Source organism: Rhodococcus sp. 06-1460-1B (assembly GCF_002258475.1).
GTDB classification, from domain to species: domain Bacteria; phylum Actinomycetota; class Actinomycetes; order Mycobacteriales; family Mycobacteriaceae; genus Rhodococcoides; species Rhodococcoides fascians.
Map to the genome: position 1 here is coordinate 20,030 of NZ_NOYS01000029.1, position 19,507 is coordinate 39,536.

19 protein-coding genes and 1 riboswitch are annotated in these 19,507 nt (G+C 65.0%); of the genes, 7 read left to right on the forward strand and 12 right to left on the reverse strand.

The window, feature by feature from the left end; genetic code table 11:
• Nucleotides 1-37 precede the first annotated feature (37 nt).
• The 5 genes from CH268_RS15730 to CH268_RS15750 all read right to left on the reverse strand — a co-directional run bounded on the left by CH268_RS15730 (nucleotide 38) and on the right by CH268_RS15750 (nucleotide 3,743).
• Nucleotides 38-1,012, reverse strand: a complete 975-nt coding sequence (locus CH268_RS15730) for an ROK family protein (RefSeq protein ID WP_027497367.1) — start codon at nucleotides 1,010-1,012, stop codon at nucleotides 38-40.
• Nucleotides 1,013-1,051: 39 nt separating this feature from the next.
• Nucleotides 1,052-1,471 carry a hypothetical protein gene (locus CH268_RS15735; protein ID WP_027497368.1) on the reverse strand — a complete coding sequence of 140 codons (420 nt, stop codon included), beginning with the start codon at nucleotides 1,469-1,471 and terminating at the stop codon, nucleotides 1,052-1,054.
• Between the two features lie 58 nt (nucleotides 1,472-1,529).
• On the reverse strand, nucleotides 1,530-2,807 hold the full coding sequence (locus tag CH268_RS15740) for an ArsA family ATPase (RefSeq protein ID WP_369597511.1): 1,278 nt from the start codon (nucleotides 2,805-2,807) through the stop codon (nucleotides 1,530-1,532).
• A complete protein-coding gene (locus CH268_RS15745; protein WP_027497370.1) occupies nucleotides 2,783-3,217 on the reverse strand; it encodes an SRPBCC family protein in 435 nt (144 codons plus the stop codon). The genes CH268_RS15740 and CH268_RS15745 overlap by 25 nt, the downstream gene beginning before the upstream one ends.
• A gap of 133 nt (nucleotides 3,218-3,350) precedes the next feature.
• Nucleotides 3,351-3,743 carry a polyketide cyclase / dehydrase and lipid transport gene (locus CH268_RS15750; protein WP_094664969.1) on the reverse strand — a complete coding sequence of 131 codons (393 nt, stop codon included), beginning with the start codon at nucleotides 3,741-3,743 and terminating at the stop codon, nucleotides 3,351-3,353.
• A 133-nt stretch (nucleotides 3,744-3,876) separates the two neighbouring features.
• On the opposite strand from CH268_RS15750, the gene CH268_RS15755 reads away from it, so the two are divergent.
• The gene (locus tag CH268_RS15755; RefSeq protein ID WP_094664971.1) at nucleotides 3,877-5,682 is read left to right on the forward strand and encodes an AMP-dependent synthetase/ligase; all 1,806 of its coding nucleotides are present in this window, start codon (nucleotides 3,877-3,879) and stop codon (nucleotides 5,680-5,682) included.
• Between the two features lie 39 nt (nucleotides 5,683-5,721).
• Here the strand turns inward: CH268_RS15755 and CH268_RS15760 are convergent, their stop codons facing one another.
• The 5 genes from CH268_RS15760 to CH268_RS15780 all read right to left on the reverse strand — a co-directional run bounded on the left by CH268_RS15760 (nucleotide 5,722) and on the right by CH268_RS15780 (nucleotide 10,821).
• Nucleotides 5,722-6,846: a glycosyltransferase family 4 protein gene (locus tag CH268_RS15760; RefSeq protein WP_027497373.1), complete on the reverse strand. Its 1,125-nt coding sequence runs from the start codon at nucleotides 6,844-6,846 to the stop codon at nucleotides 5,722-5,724.
• Nucleotides 6,847-6,904: 58 nt separating this feature from the next.
• Entirely contained in the window at nucleotides 6,905-8,287 is a 1,383-nt protein-coding gene (locus CH268_RS15765; RefSeq protein ID WP_094664973.1) for a hypothetical protein, read from the reverse strand.
• 29 nt (nucleotides 8,288-8,316) lie between these two features.
• On the reverse strand, nucleotides 8,317-9,300 hold the full coding sequence (locus CH268_RS15770; RefSeq protein ID WP_080729233.1) for a C40 family peptidase: 984 nt from the start codon (nucleotides 9,298-9,300) through the stop codon (nucleotides 8,317-8,319).
• 390 nt (nucleotides 9,301-9,690) lie between these two features.
• Entirely contained in the window at nucleotides 9,691-10,245 is a 555-nt protein-coding gene (locus CH268_RS15775) for a C40 family peptidase (protein WP_027497375.1), read from the reverse strand.
• Nucleotides 10,246-10,261: 16 nt separating this feature from the next.
• Nucleotides 10,262-10,424: riboswitch (cyclic di-AMP (ydaO/yuaA leader) on the reverse strand.
• 115 nt (nucleotides 10,425-10,539) lie between these two features.
• Entirely contained in the window at nucleotides 10,540-10,821 is a 282-nt protein-coding gene (locus CH268_RS15780; RefSeq protein WP_032384652.1) for a hypothetical protein, read from the reverse strand.
• 169 nt (nucleotides 10,822-10,990) lie between these two features.
• Here CH268_RS15780 and CH268_RS15785 point away from each other — a divergent pair, with 169 nt between their 5' ends.
• Both CH268_RS15785 and CH268_RS15790 read left to right on the forward strand, forming a co-directional pair.
• Complete coding sequence (locus tag CH268_RS15785) at nucleotides 10,991-12,706, forward strand: DEDD exonuclease domain-containing protein (protein WP_032370295.1); 1,716 nt, start codon at nucleotides 10,991-10,993, stop codon at nucleotides 12,704-12,706.
• Between the two features lie 155 nt (nucleotides 12,707-12,861).
• Nucleotides 12,862-13,137 carry an Lrp/AsnC family transcriptional regulator gene (locus tag CH268_RS15790; protein ID WP_032370294.1) on the forward strand — a complete coding sequence of 92 codons (276 nt, stop codon included), beginning with the start codon at nucleotides 12,862-12,864 and terminating at the stop codon, nucleotides 13,135-13,137.
• Between the two features lie 11 nt (nucleotides 13,138-13,148).
• Here the strand turns inward: CH268_RS15790 and trpD are convergent, their stop codons facing one another.
• Both trpD and CH268_RS15800 read right to left on the reverse strand, forming a co-directional pair.
• A complete protein-coding gene (gene trpD / locus CH268_RS15795; RefSeq protein ID WP_032370293.1) occupies nucleotides 13,149-14,210 on the reverse strand; it encodes an anthranilate phosphoribosyltransferase in 1,062 nt (353 codons plus the stop codon).
• 51 nt (nucleotides 14,211-14,261) lie between these two features.
• Nucleotides 14,262-14,738, reverse strand: a complete 477-nt coding sequence (locus CH268_RS15800; protein ID WP_094664975.1) for a hypothetical protein — start codon at nucleotides 14,736-14,738, stop codon at nucleotides 14,262-14,264.
• Between the two features lie 151 nt (nucleotides 14,739-14,889).
• On the opposite strand from CH268_RS15800, the gene ctaE reads away from it, so the two are divergent.
• The 4 genes from ctaE to qcrB all read left to right on the forward strand — a co-directional run bounded on the left by ctaE (nucleotide 14,890) and on the right by qcrB (nucleotide 19,416).
• A complete protein-coding gene (gene ctaE / locus CH268_RS15805; RefSeq protein WP_027497380.1) occupies nucleotides 14,890-15,501 on the forward strand; it encodes an aa3-type cytochrome oxidase subunit III in 612 nt (203 codons plus the stop codon).
• Nucleotides 15,502-15,584: 83 nt separating this feature from the next.
• The gene (qcrC, locus tag CH268_RS15810; RefSeq protein WP_027497381.1) at nucleotides 15,585-16,433 is read left to right on the forward strand and encodes a cytochrome bc1 complex diheme cytochrome c subunit; all 849 of its coding nucleotides are present in this window, start codon (nucleotides 15,585-15,587) and stop codon (nucleotides 16,431-16,433) included.
• Nucleotides 16,430-17,623, forward strand: a complete 1,194-nt coding sequence (gene qcrA, locus CH268_RS15815; protein ID WP_241258025.1) for a cytochrome bc1 complex Rieske iron-sulfur subunit — start codon at nucleotides 16,430-16,432, stop codon at nucleotides 17,621-17,623. The genes qcrC and qcrA overlap by 4 nt, the downstream gene beginning before the upstream one ends.
• Complete coding sequence (qcrB, locus tag CH268_RS15820) at nucleotides 17,620-19,416, forward strand: cytochrome bc1 complex cytochrome b subunit (protein ID WP_094664977.1); 1,797 nt, start codon at nucleotides 17,620-17,622, stop codon at nucleotides 19,414-19,416. Before qcrA ends, qcrB begins: the two co-directional genes overlap by 4 nt.
• Nucleotides 19,417-19,507 lie beyond the last annotated feature (91 nt).

The following is a 19,507-nucleotide window of genomic DNA, read 5'->3' on the forward strand; positions in this document are numbered from 1 at the left end:
GTCGTCGTGCGACATCACACGGCGTCGGTCCGGACCGTCATCGTGCGGTGGTGACGAACTGTGCTCGCGCGAGCTCGGCCGCACCGATCATCCCCGCGGCCTCGCCCAGTTCGGTGCTGCGAATCCGTGCCAGCGGGCGATGGCCCGCGCCGGTGACGAGCTCGGCGTACTTGTCCGTGGCACGAGCGAGGAATTGGCTCGACGAAGTGGCCACACCGCCGGCCAACACGATCAGGTCGGGGTCGTACACATCGCTGACCATCGAGAGTCCGACGCCGAGCCAGTGTGCGAAATCCTCCATGGTGCGTCGGCCGATCGAGTCGCCGTCGTGCGCGGCGCTCGCGATCCGACGCCCGGTCAACGAGCCGGGATCGAGGAAGACCTCGCGCGCCAACCTCGTCGAGGACGACGGGTCTGCGGCCAACAACTCCACCGCCGTATCCACCAGTGCGGTACCGCTGCAATACCGTTCCCAGCACCCGCGTTTGCCGCAGGGACACGCTCGTCCGTCGGGCACCACCTGAATGTGACCGAGTTCGGGTGCCACCCCGTGGCTCCCTCGATAGATTCGGCCGTCGATCAGCAGCGCCGCGCCGATTCCCGTTCCGATAGCCACCATCACCACGTTGCGGCCACCCGATGCCGCTCCGAATCGGTATTCCGCCCACGCGGCGGAGTTGGCGTCGTGTTCGAGCAGCACCGGTAGTCCGATGCGTTCGCTCATCTCGGTTGCGACCGGCGTGTCGACCCACGGCAGGTGCGGGGCGAACCGGACCGTCGTGCGGTCGGAATCGATGAAACCCGCCACCGCCAGACCGACGGCAGCGATGTCGTGTCGGCCGGCCAGCTCCTGCACGGCGCGGTCGAGACCCCGCTCGAGTGCACGAGCAGTGTGGGGCGTGGGTGCTGCGGTCGAGTCGAGCACCTGACCGTCCGCGTCGACAACCGAGGCGCGCAGGCTCGTGCCGCCCACGTCGATCCCGACCGTCAATCGCTGATGATGACGCTTCATTCGTTCATGCCTTCCTCGGCCGTCCCCCCACGGCGATGGTCACTCCTTGACCCGAACGGTAATCGGTACGAACGCCGGTCGACGAACGGACGGCGCAGAGGTGTCCTCCGACACGTCCGCGGCGGCGTCGACCCGGTCGGCAGCGGACGCTGTCGACTCGGTGCTGGACTCGCTACTACCCCCAGCGGCGTGTTCGGTGCCCGGCGCGGTGTGGTCGATCAACAACTGACGCAGCAGTGCGACGACGACGGCCCCTTCCGAGGCAACGAGTTCGACGAGATCGTGCCGTTCACCGCGCACCAACGCCGCGAGCGCACACACCGGGCACCAGCTGCAGCCCTGCTGATCGCGGTCCTGCTGTGTCTCGGCAACTCGGCGCAGGATGGGCTCGAGACGTGTCAGGACGGTGTCGGCCAACGCCAGCAGGTCCGCGCCCAACTCCGAATGCCCGGCCGTCACAGCGTCTCTCCGCTCACAGCTCTTCCGGTCATTGCTCTTCCGGTCATGGCTCGGCCGCTCACAGCGGCCACACATCGGGGTCGGGTCGGAAACGCACCACCAGGAACGGGCCGTCGAGTTCCGCAGAATCGGCGATACACCGACGCAACACCGACGCCAACGTGACGCGTCGCCGCCTACCGTCGGCACTCACTATCAAGTCGTCCTCCACTCGCCCCAGACCCAAGGTGGTCGAATCGACTACCGGCAGAAGCATTCTCATCGCGTACACGGATTCGAGTCCGCTCCCCGACTCGAGTTCGACCGACGGTCGACCGGCCGGGCTCGACGCACGTCGTTCGAGGGGCGGTGCCAGGTGCTCGGCCACATCCTGCAAGGGGCCCAACCCTACCGGTTCCACTTCACAGTGCTCCACCTCCACGATCGGAACCGAGCCGACGCGTCGTCGGAGTTCGGCCACGGCGTCGAGCTGCGCGGCCCGCCATCGCTCGAACCAGAACACCGCAGGATGAGCTCCTACCAGACCGATCGACGAGGAATTGAGGGCCGGGAGCATCCGGTTCACCAGCAGTCGGTCGACGCGAACGCCGAACAGAGCCGCTGCGGAGAGCGTGCGTTCGGCGTCGACGATGGACAGGTGCTCGGGGGTCAGGACCACGGTTGCCCCTGTCCGGTCGGGATCGGTGATCAGCGCCCGGACCGATTCGATCTGTCCGAGGATCCGCTCGATCATGGCCACCACGAGCGTGAGCCGCACGTCGGTTCCGGTGCCGGCGACCATGCGATCGTGGCGCGGCCACACGCGCTCGAAATAGGACGAGACGGTGTCGGGCAGCTGCAGTGTTCGCAGCGCATCCCCCGATGCCGGAAGATCGACTATCACTGTGTCCCAACGACCTTCGTCGACGAGCCGGGACACCTCGTGCAATCCCAACAGCTCCTCGATACCCGGGAACCCCATCAGCTCCTCCGGCTCGATCGCGCCGAAACTCACGCCGTGTTCGTGGCCTGCCGAGGCCACCGACAGCATCGAACCCAAACCGCGGTATCGCTCTTCGAGCAGCCGCGAGGTATCGATCTCGACGACGTCCAGGTTCGGAGCGACCGCTCCGATGCCCGAGTCCTGGTCGGTGTCACCGTCTGCGCCGAGGGCGTCGCGGAGCGAGTGCGCCTGGTCGAGGGAGGCGATCAGCACCTCTTGGCCCGAGGCCGCGAGCGCAAGACCCGACGCAGACGCCAGGGTGGTCTTCCCCGCGCCACCTTTGCCGATGAACAGCGATACCGTGGTGCGGGGTTCGGGGCGAGCGTCGGTCAGCCTTCGACCCGCTTCTTCAATTCCTTGAGCGCAGTGTCGGTGATGACCTTCTCTGCTTTGCGCTTGAACAGGCCGATCATCGGAATGTTCAGATCGACCGTGAGCTCGTACGTCACGTCGGTGCCGTTGCCGGTCTCACGCAGCGAGTACGACCCGTTCTGAGATTTCTGCATTTCGCCCGAGACGAGATTCCACGACACCGAATTGCCGTCCGCGGCCCAGTCGTACTCGAGTTCGTACGTGTCTTTCACCATTCCGGCGTCGAGCACGAACTTGACCCGCTTTCCCCGTCCGTCCGCACCGACTTCGAGGACCTCGACGGACTTCGCGGCGGATACCCACGTGGGATACGCGTCGAAATCGGCGATGACGTCCATGACCCGACTCGGTGGGGCTTCGACGACGATCGACCTCTGGGTTTTCTCCGCCATGACTACTGGTCCGCTTCCTCTCGGGTACTTCGATCCGCTTCGTTCGCTGCCTGCTGTGCAACCCGCGGCAGGCCTATCTCACACGATCGAACCGCCGACGCACAACGCGAACCGGCCGACCGTACCGCGCGGTTCATTCGGGAGCTGAACTCGACGCTACGTGGTGGGGTGCCTCGCCCGCTGACCTCCCGGCCTCGAGCTCCCGCTTCAGCTCGAAGGTCATGGCGCGGCCGGCCACCCGACGCGCATGCTGCTCGGTGGCCGACTCACTTGGTGAGGCCGGCTCGGCGTGCAGGAAGTAGTGGACGATCACGCCGTCGAGTGCGGGCTCGAGCCACAGCTCCATCGTTCCGACGACGCCGCCGCGGACCGACCACCGAATGCCCTTCTCGCCGCGATCCTCGGTCACGGTCAGCGACAGGTCCGGCCACCACCGCCGCCATCGCTCCGGCGAGACGAACGCCTGCGCCACCGCCGCACCGGGCGCTGCCACGAATGTCTGATCCGCAACTTGAATACTGCTCATCGTCAGAGCTTCACATATCGGGTCCGAGACCAGGACCGCCGAGGCGCATTCGGGACCGTGCGCCCCGGGTCTAGAGTATCTGTGAAGCCGAGCTATCGACTTTCTCCATCCCGTTCGATCCGGAGGTAATCCCGTGCGCGAGTTCACTGTTTCCGCCGAGTACGACATCGCGGACACCGACTCGGCTGTCGACAGCGTCTTCGCCCGCGCTCGGACGTCGCCGGATGCCGTGGTGTTCCGTCGGCTCGACGACGGCCGATGGACCGATGTCGGCGCCGCAGAATTCGAGCGACTGGTCGTCGACGTGGCCAGGGGCCTCGTCGCGGCAGGTATCGAGCAGGGCGATCGCGTCGCGCTCATGTCGTCCACGCGATTCGAGTGGTCGGTCATCGACTACGCGATCTGGGCCGCGGGCGGAGTGACCGTGCCGATCTACGAGACGTCGTCGGCGGGCCAGGTCGAGTGGATTCTCGAAGACGCCGAGCCGGTTCTGTTGGTCCTCGAGAACGACGCGCACGTACGGGAGACAGAAGCCGTCGTAGCTGCGGCGCCGTCGGTACGTCGAACGTTCGTGATCGACAACGCTTCCGGCACGGGCGGAGTGCAGGCTCTGATCGACAACGGCGCGGACGTCTCCGAAGACGTTGTGCACGAACGAGTCTCGACACTTCGCTCGTCCGATCCGGCCACGTTGATCTACACCTCGGGCACTACCGGCCGCCCCAAAGGTGTGCAATTGACGCATGCGAACCTCCTTGCGGAATCTCGCGGCATTCGCCAGACGTCGTTGAAAGCTCTTCTGACACAGGGCCGCAGTACGTTGATGTTCCTTCCGATGGCGCACGTCCTCGCTCGCGCGGTGAGTATCGCGTCGTTCGATGCCGGAGTCACCCTCGGCCACACCAACGACATTCCCAACCTGGTCGCGACCTTCGGGACATTTCGACCGGACTTCATTCTGTCCGTGCCGCGCGTGTTCGAGAAGGTCTTCAACACTGCGAAGCAGAAGGCACACAGCGACGGCAAGGGCAAGATCTTCGATCTCGCGACCGAGTGCGCAGTGGCGTGGAGCCAGGCGCAGGATTCCGGTGGCCCGTCGATCGTGTTGCGCGCCAAGCATTTCGTGTTCGACAAGCTGGTCTATGCGAAGCTGCGGACCGCTCTCGGCGGCAAGTGCGAACTTGCCATCTCGGGCGGCGCACCACTGGGAGCGCGACTCGGCCACTTCTACCGCGGCATCGGCGTGACCATCTACGAGGGCTACGGCCTGACCGAAACCACTGCGGCGTTCGCGGTGAACACCATCGGATTCCAACGTGTGGGCAGTGTCGGACGCCCGCTACCCGGGAACACCGTCCGCATCGCCGGCGACGGTGAGATCCAACTACGCGGACCCGTTGTGTTCGACGGATATTGGCGAAACGAGAAGGCGACCGCGGAATCCCTCGACGACGGGTGGTTCCGCACCGGCGATCTCGGATCCGTCGACGAGGAGGGATACATCACGATCTCCGGCCGCAAGAAGGAACTGATCGTCACCGCCGGCGGCAAGAACGTCTCCCCCGCGGGCCTCGAAGATCACCTTCGTGCCGGAGCACTGATCAGTCAGGCCGTGGTGGTCGGTGACCAGAAGCCCTTCATCGGTGCCCTCATCACCCTCGATCCGGATGCGTTCGACAAGTGGAAGTCCGCACACGGCAAGGACTCCGACGCCACCGCAGCGGATCTGCAGGCCGACCCCGATCTCGTCGCCGAGATCGACGCCGCCGTCGCCGACGCCAACAAGTCGGTCTCGCACGCGGAATCCATCAAGAAGTACCGCCTGCTCCCCCACGACTTCTCGGAGGAGAGCGGCGAATTGACGCCGACGATGAAGCTCAAGCGCAATGTCATCACCAAGGCGTACGCCGACGAGATCGAGGCGATCTACGCGAGGTGACACGCGTGGCGTGAGCCGTGGTGCGAGCGGCCCGCCCGGTCAGATCAGTGACCGCAGTTTCTCCGTCAGCACGTCCCAGCGCCATTCCGCGTCGACCCATGCCCGACCGGCGTTGCCCATCTGCGTCGCCAGTGTTCGATCGGACAGGATCGTCACGATCGCGTCGGCGATGGACGACACCGAAGTCCCGTCGACGACGAGCCCGGTCTTGTTGTGCTGCACAGCTTCCGGAGCGCCTCCCGACATCCCGGCAACCACCGGAACGCCACAGGCCGACGCCTCGAGGTAGACGATTCCGAGCCCCTCGACGTCGAGGCCCGCGCCTCGGGTGCGGCTCGGCATCGCGAACACGTCGGCGATCGTGTGATGGGCAGCCAGTTCCGCCGACGGCACCGTCCCGGTGAACACCACGTGCTGCTCCATCCCGGTGGAGCGAACGAGTTCGCGCAACGTGTTCTCGTACGGACCGCCGCCGACGATCACCAGAACCGCCCCGTCCACCGCGCGCCGGATCTCCGGTAGCGCCCGGATCAGGAAGTCCTGGCCCTTGCGCGGCACCAGCCGCGACAGACACAGAACCGTCGGTCGGTCACCGAGGCCGTACCGAGCACGTAGCTCCGTCCTCGCGGCATCGTCGGGCACGAAGCGATCGGTGTCGACCCCCGGCGGCAGATGCTCGAGTGCCGCCGACGCCCCGAACGCCGAGCTGAATCGGCTCCGCGTGTACTTGCTCACGTAGGTCACCACATCGGTGTTCTCTCCGATGGTGCGCAGCGTCGCGCGACCACCGGGCACCATCGACCACCCCACCTCGTGGCCGTGCGTGCTCGCCACGATGCGATCCGCCCCGGCTTTGCGCAGGTGTGACGACATCACCGCCAACGGGGCCGCGGCACCGAACCACACCGAGTCGCACCCTCGGGTTTTCACGATGCGCGCTGCGCGGCGAGCCACCAACGGAGTCGGCAGCATCAACGTGGTCGGATGCCTGATGACCTCGAAGGGTTGTTTCGCATCGAACTTCACGTGCGAATCACCACGCCACCGCGGCGCGTAGACCACGAGCTCGTCGGCGGGCAACTGCGAGGCGAAGCTGTGCAAGTAGGACTGGATTCCGCCCGGCCGGGGCGGAAAGTCGTTCGTCACCAGAAGAGTACGACGCATGACGACAACCGTAGCGCTCCCGATCGGACAGCTCGTGTCGACGACGCGCACGTCCGCATCAGCGTGACCGAGCGGCCACCCAGTTGCCCCACTCCGCGACGAACCGGGTTCGGCTCAGACTCAGGACCGAGGTGATCGCCGCGTCGACGACTCCGTCCGACCCGGGTCCGGCCGCCAGCGCCTCGTAGAACCTGCGCAACGTGGACTCGCCGTACCGGTCGGCCACGAACGCGAAGACCGACCAGGCTGACTCGTAGGCCACGTTGGAGCGGGTGCCGCCTGCACCGAAATCCTCGTCTTTCGGCAACACGGTCGGCGGGCCACCGGCAGCCACGATCGATGCCAGAGTAGGTGCCAGCTGCCGGAAGTCGGCACCGGAACTGCGATACCCGGAGTAGTCGGCGAAACCCTCCGCCACCCACAACGCGGTGCCTTCCGCCGTCTTCGCCCGCGCCGCCACATGCGTCAACTCGTGCCGAAGCACCGAACGAAGAGTGAACGGAGTCAGCCGCGACGCGGCATCGGGACCGAACACCACGCGCTGACCCGTCGGACGCGACCCACCGGCCACGGCGTCGGACACGGTCACTGCGGCCACGTCCGTCGAGGGCGAGGACCCCGTCGATTCGTCGAACTCCTCGGCCGTCGAACTGACGAACACCAGTCCGTCCCGGGCCCAGTCGGCCCCCCAGAAGTCGGTGACCGCAGCGGTCGCCGCGGGCAGCTCGGCGGCCACATCTGCCACGAACTGCTCACGGTCGGGATGTCCCAACACCACCGACGTGCCGGATGCAGTGGCGACCGAGCGCACCGTCACGGGCCCGAAATCCCACGGCCCGCGCCAGGTGTGGCGACGGTAGGTCGGCAAGTCTGCGTCGTCGACCAGTCGCCACTGGCCGTCGCGTTCGGCGACCACCAGCGAAACCGGCCGACGGGTCGGCGAGGCATCCGGGCCCTGCACGGCATATCGCAGGTACACCGGTGGAGCCCACACATCGGTGGCATCCAGCTGCTCGGCAATCGACGACGGCACGGGGGTCTCGGGTTCGTCACCGATCTCGTAGTCGAAGTCCGAGAAAGGAACCGTCGGAACGACAGTCGCCCGGCGAACCTGCGCATCCACGAACGTCGGATCCGCGAGGGGGTCGAGTAACCCACGCAGCGCCGATTCGTCGCCGGAACGGAGGGCAGCCGCCCAGCGCTCGAGCAGCTCGGTCACTTCGGCGCGGCGCTGCTCGTCGTACGTCGGCGGATTCTGCGAGGCCGACGGATCGGACGAAGTCGATGCGCTCGATGTCGCCGCTCCCGATGCAGGACCGTCGTGACGATGAACCCACAGCAGCGTCGACGCCACTGCCAGAACGACCAGGACTGCCGCCCATCGCGCCCGCCCCGACGCGGTGAGCGCGTGGACAACGGACGGCCGTTCCGTACCGCTCATTCAGGCGTCAGTCGTCGTTCGCGGCACAGTCAGTACCGACGGGCCCCGTAGAACGGGAACGACGCCATCGACTGGACCTTCACCGGAACCCCGAAGGTGGAGGCATGCAGAACGTTGCCGTTACCGGCGTAGATACCGACGTGTGATGCGTCCGGGTAGAACAGAACGACGTCTCCCGGCTGCAGATCCTTCTGATCGACGGGAGTTCCGCCGGCAGCCTGAGCCTGACTCGACCGCGGCAACGTCTTTCCGACCTGCTTGTAGGCCCAGACGACCAACCCGGAGCAGTCGAAACCGTCGGGGCCGGTCGCTCCCCAGACGTACGGCTTGCCGATCTGTGTGAGACCGGCTTGCAACGCGCTGGAACCGGAGCCCGGCGTCAAGTTCTTCAGAATCGTGGAGGGGTCGAAACCTTCGGGAAGCGCCGATCCCGCGAGGGCCAGCTGCTCGGACGAGGAAAGCGCGCTGTACGCGGCCATGACTTCGGCGATCTGGCCCTGAAGTTCACTCTGCTTCGCCTGCAGATCGTCGCTGACCGCTTTGGCCTGCTCGGCGGCGACTCTGGCCTGTTCTGCGGCGGTCGCGGCGGCCTGCTCTGCCGCGGATGCATCCGCGCTGGCCTGCTGGAACCGAGCTACCTGGCCGGCTGTCTCGGCGGAAATGACATCGAGGGCCGACATTTGGTCGAGCAACTGTTGCGGGGAGTCGCTGACCATGACCGCGAACAACCGGTTGGTGCGAGCGCCCTGGTAGTTGACATTGGCCACCTTGTCCATGGCGGGTTTGAGCTGCGCCAGCTGCGACTGGGCGGCGTCGAGGGCCGCCCGACTGGCATCGACGGCGGTCTGCGCATCGAGCTGCTCGCGAGCCCGAGCGTCGAGATCGATCTGCGCGTTGTGCAGCGACTCGTTGGTCTGTTCCGACTCCCGGGACAGCTCCGCCAGCTTCGCCTGCGCGTCGGAAGCCGAGCCGAACCCCGGATCGGCGCTCGCCGTCGTGATCGGCACCACCATGATGCATGCGGCCGCAACGGCTGTGGTCACCGAGCTACCTACTAGTCGTAGAACTCGGGTGGTTCTCGATATCGCCACGGAAAGCGACTCTCCGTCCTGACATATGCCATTCCAGCTGGAGTGGCGGTTGGAAAAAGTGACCGGAACCGAACGATACCCATGCTCAGCTGGGCGCGGACGTGAACACGGTCCGAAATCGACGCAGTCTGCACGTGACAGATCACAAACCAAACGTCGGAGAGGTCTCGATCAGATTACGAACTGGACGCTCTGCTGTCCACCGTACCGGCGTGTCGCCCGGAAACCGTCCCTGGAAACGACAACAGGGCCGAACCGTCGAAACGGATCGACCCTGTCGGTCGGTACACAACTCCGGTCGGAGCGCTCGGCTCAGTAGCGTCGAGCACCGTCGAACGGCATGGAGTCCACGGGAGCAACCTTGACCGGCACGCCGGACGTGGATGCGTGCACGACGTTGCCGTCGCCGATGTACATACCCGAGTGCGAGCCGCCGTAGAACGAGACGACGTCGCCGGGCATCAGGCTGTCACGCGAGACCGGGGTGCCCGCGGCTGCCTGGTCGTAGCTCGTACGGGGCAGGCTGACGCCGGCCTGCTTGTAGGCCCACTGGATCAGGCCCGAGCAGTCGAACGAATCCGGACCCGATGCGCCGTACACGTACGGAGCGCCGATCTTGGACTCCGCCGCCTGGACGGCCTTGGCAGCCGGGGTGACCTGCGGGGCAAGGGGCGCACCCGGAGCGGGCATGCCCGGAATGTTGAGGGGAGGGAGACCCGGGATGTCAGGAATCTCGAAGGTTCCGACGCCGGGGATGGTGACTGGGGCCGCCATTGCCGGTGCAGCGGGGAGAATCACCACGCCTGCCGTGAGCGCTCCGGCTACGAGAGCTCGCCGCAATGTTCGGTTGGAAAGTTGTGACGCCACGAAAGATGGTGCTCCGTTTCTTCCACTCGTCCGCCGACCGAGTTAGCTGACGGGTTCGGGCTGGGAAGAGCAGCCCTACCCACCGGCCACCATCGGTGACTCGGCGGGATTCACCCCAGTAAATATCGGGTTCCCGGTACGAACACTCTCGCGAGTGATCGATTAGGCGGTGACTTGCGACGCCACTCCGGTTTGGACTGGCAAGACTCCGCAAGGTCTCAGGAAGGTTACGAAATGGCATACCCCTGTGTCGACCCCAACGCGCCGAACGGACCGAATTCGGCCATGTTCTCGCTACCCGGCGCGTTGATCGCCCGGTGTGTCACGAGTCGATAACAGGGGAACATCCGCGGTGCCGTCGTCGTTCACGACGAGCTTGAGCGCGGGCACCATACCGACGTCGGCGAGCACTCCCATGGCACCGAGTTCTTCCTGCTCGAGGGTGATACGAGACGGTGAACCGACCCATTGCCCATCCGATCTCGCGGGCATCCCGGGAGCCCCCAGAAGCACCGTCACAACGCAGTCGGCGCAGGCGATGTCACGAACCAGGCAGTCACTGCAGTCGATGATCATTGTGATCCTTGTCTCTTTGTCGCGTCGGACGGTGTAATCGGCCGATCGAACGAAAGGTAGCGCCAGCCACCGACAGGTTCCGCGACTCGACAATCGGCACCGACCGACACGATGCCCTCCGACGCCGTGTTCGGCGTTCTTGTCGGAGGTCGGCCCTAACGTCGTCGCAGTGAGCCTGCCGATCCAGCTGACGTTCGACGAACTCGACACCCCGCTTCACGCCACCACGTTCGTCGTCGTCGACCTCGAAACCACTGGTGGCAGCGCTGACACGGAGGCGATCACCGAAATCGGGGCAGTCAAGGTCAGAGGCGGCGAGATCATCGGCGAATTCGCTACCCTCGTCGACCCGGGCAGATCGATCCCGCCGTACATCGTCGAGTTGACCGGCATCACGACGGCGATGCTGATCGGGGCTCCCCGCATCGAACGCGTTCTCCCCGGCTTTCTCGAGTTCGCTCGCGGATCGGTACTGGTGGCACACAACGCCGGGTTCGACACGGGATTTCTCAAGGCCGCAGCGAGTCGACTCGATATAGCCTGGCCCCGCTTCCAGGTGCTCTGCACGGTCAAACTCGCCCGGCGAGTGCTCACGCGCGACGAGGCACCCTCGGTGAAACTGTCCGCCCTGTCGACGTTGTTCAGATCCAGCACTCGGCCGACTCACCGAGCATTGGACGACGCGCGTGCCACGGTGGACGTGTTGCACGGCCTGATCGAACGAGTGGGCAACCAAGGCGTACACAGTTACGCGGAACTGGTCGACTACCTCCCTGCGGTGTCGGCGGGGCAACGAGCCAAACGCGGCCTGGCCGCACACCTGCCCGATACACCCGGCGTCTACCTCTTCCGAGGACCGTCGGACGAGGTCCTGTACGTAGGGACCTCGAACAACCTCAAGCGTCGGGTGCGCAACTACTTCACCGGTTCCGAGACACGTGGGCGAATGAAGGAGATGGTCTCGCTCGCCACTCGCGTGGACCACGTCGAATGTGCGCACGCACTCGAGGCAGGAGTCCGCGAATTACGGCTGCTCTCGGCTCACGTCCCGCCTTACAACCGCCGATCGAAGTTTCCCCGCAAAGGGTGGTGGGTCACCCTCACCGACGAAGCGTTTCCGCGTCTGTCGATCGTGCGCACTCCCGCACCCAACAGCCTCGGACCGTTCGCTGTTCGGGCGGACGCGGCGGAGGCCTCCGCCCTCGCCGCAGAATTCTGTCGACTTCGTACATGCACCCGCCGGTTGGGCCGCGCGGTTCGACACGGTGACGAGTGCACCGCGACGGACGTCGGTGGCTGCCCAGCGGCGTTCTCCGGGCCCCTGACGGCCGAGGAGTACTCGGGTGCCCCGGCGAAATTTCTGGCGTTCGTGTGTGGACACGACGACGAGCTGCTGTTCGCGATGCGACGCCGCGTCGCCGAACTCGCGGACCGTGAACTGTTCGAGACAGCCGCGCGTCTCCGCGATCGAATCGCGGTGACGGTGAACGTGCTCCGCAGGATGCACCGGGCGGCCGCCGTTGCGGCCATCGCCGAGCTCGTGGCGGCCAGGCGGACGGCCGACGGTGGTTGGGAGCTGATGGTGGTGCGCTTCGGCCGCTTGGCCGGGGCGGCCGTCGCACCGCGAGGGGTGCACCCGATGCCCGTCGTCGATGCGATCACGGCGTCGGCCGAGACGGTGATGCCCGATGCGACGCCACTTCGCGGTGCGCCGCCGGAAGAGGTGGGCCTGATCGCGTCGTGGCTCCATACGGACGGAGTGCGCATCGTTCGCACCAGCAGTGGCTACTGCAGCCCTGCTCGGTCTGCGGGTTCGTGGGAGGAGTGGTGTCGAACGGCCCGAGAAGCAACGCGGCAGGAGTGGAGCCCGCGGAACGACCGATGAGGCAGGAGTGGAGCCCGCGGAACGACCGACGAGGCAGGAGTGGAGCCCGCGGAACGACCGATGAAGCGAGAGTGGAGTCGGCCGAGCAACTAGTGTTGTCTCGGTTGGGTCGAGCTCGCGTCATGTGTGAGCCCGGAGATGCGTGAGGAGCACAGATGATCAATGCCATCGTCTTGATCGACGCCGAGGCCGATCTGATTCCGGAGACGGCGCAGGCCGTTGCCGATGTGGACGGTGTGTCGGAGGTGTACTCGTGCGCCGGCGACGTCGATCTGATTGCCATCGTCAAGGTGCGTGATCATGCGTCGATAGCCGAGGTCATCACCAAGCACATCAATCGTGTTCGTGGTGTTCGCAGTACGACGACTCACATTGCGTTTCAGTCGTATTCGAGTGCCGACGTCGATGCAGGATTCTCGATCGGCGAGTAGTTCGGTGTGATTCAGTCGGCCAGCGCGGTGGTGCAGCGTGCCCAGTCGGCAAGCAGGCGGGCCGCGGAACCGTTGTCGACAACCGTTGCCGCAGTTGCCAATCCGGCTTCGATTTGCTCGTGCAGGTTTCCCGAGACTCCTCGATGCGCGGCCATGGCCGCGGCGGCGTTGAGTAGCACGGCGTCACGGACGGGTCCGTGTTCGCCTGCGAACACGCGATGTGCCACTGCTGCATTGAAATTCGCGTCCCCGCCTCGGAGGGCCTCGATGGGTGCCCGAGCGATTCCGTAATCGGCCGGGTCGATCGAGTCGACGGTGACGGTCCCGTTGGACACCACGTGCACGGTGGTCGTGGTGGACAGGGTGATTTCGTCGAGCCCGTCGTCGCCACGGACGACGAGAACCGAACTACCGCGTCGAGCGAACACGCCGGCGACGACGGGCACCAGATTCTCGAATGCGCAGCCGATCAGTCCGGCGCGTGGGCGGCCCGGGTTGGTCAAGGGGCCCAGCACATTGAAGATCGTCGGAATGCCGATCTCCTTGCGCGCCGGACCGGAGAACCGAAGTGCGGGGTGGTGGATCGGCGCGAAGCAGAATCCGATCCCAACCTGCTCGACGCTCGACGCCACCCCGGCGGGCCCCAGGGTGACCCGCACGCCCAGCGCCTCGAGCACATCGGTCGTACCACTCTTGGACGACGCTGCACGGTTACCGTGTTTGACGACGCGTATTCCGCTGGCAGCGACGACGATCGCGGCCATCGTGGAGATGTTCACCGTGTCCGCACCATCGCCGCCGGTTCCGACGACGTCCACCGCGTCACGGTCGGTCTCGACCAGAAATGCGTGCGAGAGCATGGAGTCGGCGAGACCCTCCAGTTCCGCGGGAGTGGGGCCCTTCATCTTCAGTGCCACCCCGAAGGCAGCGATCTGAGCGGCTGTGGCGTTGTCGGACATGATCTCGTCCATCACCCAGCCGGTATCGGCGCTCGACAGGTCGGCGTGCGTGGTCAACGCTCCGAGGATTCGACGCCACGTTCGCGGCTGCTCGTCACTGGTCCCTGCGGTCATGGTGGATGTGCCGTGCCCTTCTGCTGTCGATGCGCGCGGTGCGGTGGAAGCTTAGTCAGACGTGTCGGCGGGTGAGGCGGGCTGCAGCGCATCCCACCCCAGTACCGCTCCCCCACGCCGTTGCGCGAGACCCGCCATCCGAGACCTCTCCTGCGAACAGTGCAACGCGTCGAGCACCTGTACCCGCTGCAGGACCACAGCGACACCGTCATCGACTTGCGGCCGATACCCGGTGTCGTCCGGTAGTTCGACCTGCGGACCGACCTCGTACGCATCCTGCGCCGCGACGGCTGCCGCATCGTCGACTTCGTGCGCGGGCAGCACGAGGTGATGCCGCAACAGCACCTCGGAGGACTCGATCCAGGTGGGTTCTGTGTTCGCCGCCTCGTCGAGAACGGCGGAGCACGCCCGCGCGTCGTCGAAGCAGCTCGCCACTACCACCAGATCTTCGCGCGTGGGGTCCAGACGTTCCGCGGTCGACCGCGAGAACAACCGCCGAAACCACCCACCTGCACTGCTCTTTGCCATGAGGCCAGCCTTGCACGACTGGACCCTACCGGCCCGTACAGGCCCTTCCACCAGCGCGGGAACAAGGGCGCGCTCGGAATCGTTCCTCCGCGACGCGCCAAGACCGGACCCGGATATGCCTTCCGTACTACGACGGGTCATACTTCTTTCTGTGACGAGCGCTGTAGGGACTCAAGGATCGGCAATCACCCAACGCGTGCACTCGCTGAACCGTCCCAATATGGTCAGCGTCGGCACGATCGTGTGGCTGTCGAGTGAACTCATGTTCTTCGCCGGGCTGTTTGCGATGTACTTCGTCGCACGCGCGCAGGCGAATGGAAACTGGCCGCCGGAGCCGACCGAGCTGAACCTCGGGTTAGCTGTTCCGGTGACGGCCGTGCTGATCGCTTCTTCGTTCACCTGCCAGCTGGGCGTGTTCGCTGCCGAGCGTGGCGACGTGTTCGGGCTTCGTCGGTGGTACATCGTCACCCTGGCCATGGGCGCGTTCTTCGTCGCCGGTCAGGGATACGAGTACTACCACCTGGTCCACGAGGGCACGACGCTCTCGAGCAGCGTGTACGGCTCGGTCTTCTACATCACGACCGGCTTCCACGGTTTGCACGTGATCGGCGGACTCATCGCCTTCGTCTTCCTGATCACCAGAACCCTGGTCAGCAAGTTCACGCCCGCGCAGGCCACCGCCGCCATCGTCGTTTCGTATTACTGGCACTTCGTCGACATCGTCTGGATTGCCCTCTTCGCGACGATTTACTTCATCCGCTAGTGACAGTCAGCAAGCCACAGATATCGAGCGAACGGATTCAGCCCCCGACGTTCGGCCCGTCCCGACACGACAAGGGATAGAAGATGAGTACATCTCCCCCAGCAGCAACCGACGACACTTCGGCCTCGAAGGCGCGACGCAAGCGTAAGACGCGTCGACGCGTCACCGGTGCACTCGTTCTGATGATGGGCCTTCTGAGCGCGGGTTTCCTCGCGTCGGCCCTGACGCCTACACCCCAGGTTGCAACAGCCGATACCGATTCGGCGGCGCTGATCCGCGAAGGCAAGCAGCTTTACGACACGTCGTGCGTGACGTGCCACGGTGCCAATTTGCAGGGTGTTCAGGATCGCGGACCGAGTCTCATCGGTGTCGGTGAAGCTGCCGTCTACTTCCAGGTGTCGAGTGGCCGTATGCCGGCTGTTCGCAACGAGGCGCAGGCACTGCGCAAGCCGCCGAAGTTCGACGACAAGCAGATCGACGCGCTCGGTGCTTACATCCAGGCCAACGGCGGCGGCCCGACGGTCATTCTCGACGAGAACGGTGAGGTGGCGCAGGAGTCACTTCGCGGCGACGACATCGCCCGAGGCAGCGAGCTGTTCCGCTTGAACTGCGCGTCCTGCCACAACTTCACCGGCCAGGGCGGCGCACTGTCGTCGGGCAAGTTCGCGCCGGACCTCGGGCCTGCCAACGAGCAGGAGATCTACACCGCGATGGTCACCGGTCCGCAGAACATGCCCAAGTTCTCCGACCGTCAGCTGACGATCGAGGAGAAGTCGGACATCATCGCCTACGTCAAGTCGGCCCAGGAAACCAAGGCCGCAGGCGGCTGGGGTCTCGGTGGCTTCGGTCCCGGTACCGAGATGATCGCCCTGTGGGTTGTCGGAATCGCCGCTGTCGTCGGCGCAACATTGTGGATCGGAGCTAGATCATGAGCGACGGCGATTCCGGCCGTAAGGACGCCGACAACACCGACGGCACCAATGCCGGGGGTGTGAATCCCGACAAGAAGTACACCGACGAGGAGTTGGCAGCGCTCAGCCGGGACGAGTTGGTCGAACTCGGCACCAATCTCGACGGTGTGGATGTCGCATTCCGTCGTAATCGCTGGGCTGTGGAAGGTACTCGCGCCGAGAAGCGCGCAGAGCGCAGCGTGGCGATCTGGTTTGCCATCGCCGGCCTGTCGGCAGTCGCGTTCATCGGCGTCTACCTCTTCTGGCCTTGGCAGTACGCGGGCATCGGTGACGACAACTACAACCTGTACTCGCTGTACACGCCGCTGATCGGCGGAACGATGGGTCTTGCGATCCTCGCCGTCGGCGTCGGTGCCGTGCAGTTCACCAAGAAGTTCATTCCCGAAGAGGTCTCCATCCAGGACCGCCACGACGGAAGCTCGTCGGAAACGGACCGCAGGACGCTGGTCGCCGAGCTGGGCGATTCGCTCGACACGTCGACCATCGGACGACGCAAGGTCATCAAGCGTTCGCTTCTGTTCGGCGGCGGCGCTCTCGGCGTCATGGCACTGCTCCCCCTCGGCGGCCTCATCAAGAATCCGTGGGCCAAGGGCGAAGATTCTCCGTTGTGGGTATCCGGCTGGACGCCTCGCTACGATGGAGAGACGATCTACCTCCGACGAGACACCGGGCGACCGGAAGATGTTGTTCTCGTACGGCCCGAGGACTTGGACGCTGGTGCCATGGAAACTGTCTTCCCGTTCCGCGAGGCGGACCGCGAGAGCGAGCACGACCTGCTCATGTCACTCCGCGGTATCCGTAACGCAGTCATGCTCATCCGTTTGCGTCCCGACGACGCAAGCACGGTCATCAAGCGCAAGGGCCAGGAGAGCTACAACTACGGCGATTACTACGCCTACTCCAAGATCTGCACGCACCTGGGTTGCCCGACATCGTTGTTCGAGCAGCAGACCAACCGCATTCTCTGCCCTTGCCATCAGTCGCAGTTCAACGCGCTCGAGTACGGCAAGCCGATCTTCGGACCGGCTGCGCGCGCGCTGCCTCAGCTTCCCATCACAGTCAACGAGGAGGGTTACCTAGTGGCACAGCACGACTTCCACGAAGCACTGGGTCCCGCCTTCTGGGAACGTCGACCGGAGCGTGATTCATGAGTCCTTCACTGCAAACCCTCGCCGCCAAGCAGGCGGACGACGTAGACAGTCGTTACCACTTGGCACCAGGTTTGCGCCGCCAGATCAACAAGGTGTTCCCTACCCACTGGTCGTTCCTGCTCGGTGAGATCGCGCTGTACAGCTTCGTGATCCTGCTGATCTCCGGCGTCTTCCTCACCCTGTTCTTCGATCCTTCGCTCAGCGAGGTCGTCTACCAGGGCGCGTACACCCCGCTGAACGGCGTGACCATGTCGCGTGCCTACGCGACAGCACTCGACATCTCGTTCGAGGTGCGCGGCGGTCTGTTCATGCGCCAGATCCACCACTGGGCAGCACTGATGTTCGCCGCGTCGATCATCGTGCACATGATGCGCATCTTCTTCACCGGTGCGTTCCGTCGTCCTCGTGAGGCCAACTGGGTCATCGGCTGCCTGCTGCTGATCCTGGCGATGTTCGAGGGCTTCTTCGGATACTCGCTCCCCGACGATCTGCTCTCGGGCACCGGCCTCCGCGCCGCGTTCTCCGGAATCACGATGAGCATCCCGATCGTCGGCACCTGGATGCACTGGTTGATCTTCGACGGGGACTTCCCCGGCACGATCATCATTCCTCGCCTGTACGTGGCGCACGTGCTGCTGCTGCCGGCCATCATCCTGGCGCTGATCGCAGCTCACCTGGCTTTGGTCTGGTACCAGAAGCACACGCAGTTCCCCGGACCCGGTCGTACGGAAACCAACGTCGTCGGCGTTCGTATCCTCCCGGTCTTCGCCGTCAAGTCCGGCGCGTTCTTCGCCGTGACGTTCGGCGTGATCGCCGCCATGGGCGGACTGCTGCAGATCAACCCGATCTGGGCGCTCGGACCGTACAACCCGTCTCAGGTCTCCGCAGGTTCTCAGCCCGACTTCTACATGATGTGGACCGACGGCCTGGCGCGTCTGTGGCCGGCATGGGACATCTACATCGCTGGTCGCTACACGATTCCTGCAGTCTTCTGGGTGGCCGTGATCATGGGCCTCGTCTTCACCGTGATGATTGCCTACCCGTGGATCGAGAAGCGTCTCACCGGAGACAACGCACACCACAACCTGCTGCAGCGTCCCCGCGACGTGCCGGTCCGTACTGCAATCGGCGCAATGTCCATCGCCTTCTACGTCGTTCTGACGCTCTCGTGCGTCAACGACCTGATCGCGTACAAGTTCGACATCTCGCTCAATGCGATGACGTGGATCGGTCGAATCGGAGTGCTCATTGCTCCGCCGATCGCATACTTCGTCGCGTACCGGTTCTGCATCGGCCTACAGCGCAGCGACCGGGCAGTCCTCGAGCACGGCATCGAAACCGGAATCATCAAGCGACTCCCGCACGGCCAGTACGTGGAAATCCACCAGCCGCTCGGACCGGTCGACGATCACGGTCACCCGATCCCGCTCGATTACCAGGGTGCAGCGGTCCCCAAGAAGATGAACAAGCTCGGTTCTGCCGGCAAGCCCGGCTCGGGTTCACTGTTCACCCCGGACCCCGTTGCGCAGAGCAAGGCCCTCGAGGATGCACTCCACAAGGGCGAGCACGAGCAGCTGGCAATGCTTCGCAACTACCAGGCGGGCATTCTGGGCAATGGCCACTCGAACGGCAACGGTCACGCCAACGGCAACGGCCATACGAACGGCAACGGTCACGCCAACGGCAACGGTCATTCCAATGGCCACGCCAACGGCAACGGCAACGGCCATGCCAACGGGCACGAAGACACCTCGATTTCTTCGGGTCGTCAGGACAGCGATCGCGATCACTGAGTCCTGACAACGCATTCCGCTGAAGGGCGGCACCGGCAACGGTGCCGCCCTTCTTCGTGTGGTGGCGGTGCTACCCGCTCGACACATGTCC